Annotated in this window: 2 protein-coding genes; both read left to right on the forward strand. The window is 33.0% G+C overall.

The genetic code is table 11. The features are described from left to right. Nucleotides 1-1,729, forward strand: a 1,729-nt coding sequence (locus VFS71_RS08400) for an ATP-binding protein (protein ID WP_326400522.1), incomplete at its 5' end; no start/stop codon positions are given. Nucleotides 1,730-1,882: 153 nt separating this feature from the next. Next, a partial coding sequence (locus VFS71_RS08405) for a sensor histidine kinase (RefSeq protein ID WP_326400524.1) occupies nt 1,883-2,482 on the forward strand: 600 nt, incomplete at its 3' end.

The raw sequence follows: 2,482 nt of genomic DNA on the forward strand, positions 1-2,482 counted from the left end.
TAAAACTAAATTAAACCTAGGTGTCGGATTGTTATTTTTATTGATAATTATCTTGACTTTAGTGAGTGCTTTTTATATTTTCTCAATTAAAAAAGACACTGAAAATATTTTGAAAGCCAATTATAACACATTGGAATATTCTCGGAATATGTTGCTTTCATTGAATCAGATAACCGGCGATGAAGAAAAAGCGATAACTACATTTGAATCGAATCTGAATAAACAAAATAAGAATGTAACTGAAGAAGGGGAGGATAATGCGACACGTAATTTGCAAAAAAGTTTTGCTCTTTTGAAAGTAAATAAAAATAGTGAGATTTTAAAAAATCAAATTCGTCTGGATATTTTTGAGATAATGAAGCTAAATATGAATGCCATAAAGCAAAAAAGCGACATTGCCAACAGAACAGCGGAAACGGCCAATATGTGGATTGCTATTACCGGGACACTTTGCTTTTTGATAGCTTTTAATCTTTTGGTGAATTTACCCAATAATATTGCCAATCCTATAAAAGAGCTTACGGCAAGCATTAAAGAAATTGCCAATAAAAATTATTCGGAACGAGTGCATTTTATGGACCACAATGAGTTTGGCGATTTGGCTAAATCATTCAATACAATGGCCCAAAAACTGCAAGAATATCACAACAGTAATCTCTATAAATTATCGTTTGAAAAGAAAAGATTGGAAACTTTAATCAACAAGATGAACGATCCTATTATTGGATTGGACAATCAGGGATTGATTTTATTTGTCAATGACGAAGCTCTGAAAGTAATCGGCCTGAAATCGGAAGACGTACTAGGGAAAACAGCAACAACCTTAGCATTGACAAATGATTTGATGAAATCTTTGATTGTTAAAAACATTGAGGATGAAGCTAATTTTCAGGTGCGTAAAGCACCTCCGATGAAGATTTTTGCCGACGGGAAAGAAAGTTATTTTGAAAAAGAAACTGTAAATATAACTATTCAGCCCACTGGAGAAGAACAAACGATTGATATCGGTGATGTGATTATTTTGAGAAATATTACTCCCTTTAAAGAATTAGATTTTGCCAAAACCAATTTTATTGCCACTATTTCCCACGAATTAAAGACTCCGATTTCGTCTATAAAATTCAGCCTGCAATTATTGGAAAAAGAACAAACGGGTATCTTAAATGATGAGCAAAAGCATTTAGTCGAAGGTATCAAAGATGATAGTGAACGCTTGTTGAAAATTACGGGAGAATTATTGGAACTTTCACAGGTAGAAACCGGGAATATTCAATTGAATATTGACAAAAGCAATCCGTACGAAATTGTACATTATGCTACCGAAGCCGTAAAAGTGCAAGCCGAACAAAAACAAATAGAACTGCTTGTTGAAACGGATGATAGCCTTCCAATGGTAAAGGCGGATAGCGAAAAAACGTCATGGGTGCTGATTAATTTCTTGACCAATGCCATTCGCTATTCTTCCGAAAAGAGTACGATTCGAGTGAAATTAAAAAATGATAATCATCAAATTTTATTTACGGTTATTGATTCAGGAAAAGGAATTGATAATCGTTATTTGGCTAAAGTTTTTGATAAATATTTTCAAATTCCGGGAAGCCATAAAACGGGAACTGGATTGGGATTGGCCATATCCAAAGAGTTTATCGAAGCCCAAGGAGGAATAATAGGTGTTGAAAGTGAACTTGGGTTGGGAAGCACTTTTTATTTTAAATTATTGAGTGCATAAACTGAATGAATAGGTTTTCCGGTAGTGAAAAAATAAATTTATCTTGGGTATTAAAGGGAATCTTTATAAAATCTTTATACTCTAGTTTATTATATTATAAAATACTTACATCATATCCTTTAACTTTGCCCTCCGAAAATAAATACAAAGGGTATGAGTAGTATTTTGGATCAAATCAAAATAAGAAATCAATATTTAGTAAGTGTACTATCTATTGGTTCTGTAGCTTCACTGTGTTTATTTACCCGAGATTATTTAGACTATAAGATTGTAGGTTATATTTTATTGGTGGTAGTTTCCGTGCTGTCTATGTTTTTGGCTATTTTGCCACTACTTCTTAGCGCTATTTTGAGCGCATTAATATTGAACTTTTTCTTCATTCAGCCGTATTATACTTTTCATATCAGTGATGCTGAAGATTCATTGCTATTGGTTTTATTCTTCATCATTGCACTTGTAAATGCAGTTTTAACCAATAAAATAAGAAGAGCGGAAAAGATATTGCAGGTAAAAGAGGTTAGAGTCAATACTATGAAACTTTACAACGCATTACTTGATTCCTTATCTCATGAGTTGAGAACCCCAATCTCTACTATTATGGGAGCTATTGATACGATTCAAAGCAAATCGGTATCTATTTCTGAAGAAAACAAGGAAAATTTATATTCTGAAATTGAAAAAGCTTCGTTGCGATTGAACCATCAAGTCGAAAATTTATTGAATATGTCCCGACTGGAATCGGGTGTTGTGCAG

Origin of the sequence: Flavobacterium sp. (assembly GCF_035760125.1) — a bacterium.
GTDB lineage: Bacteria > Bacteroidota > Bacteroidia > Flavobacteriales > Flavobacteriaceae > Flavobacterium.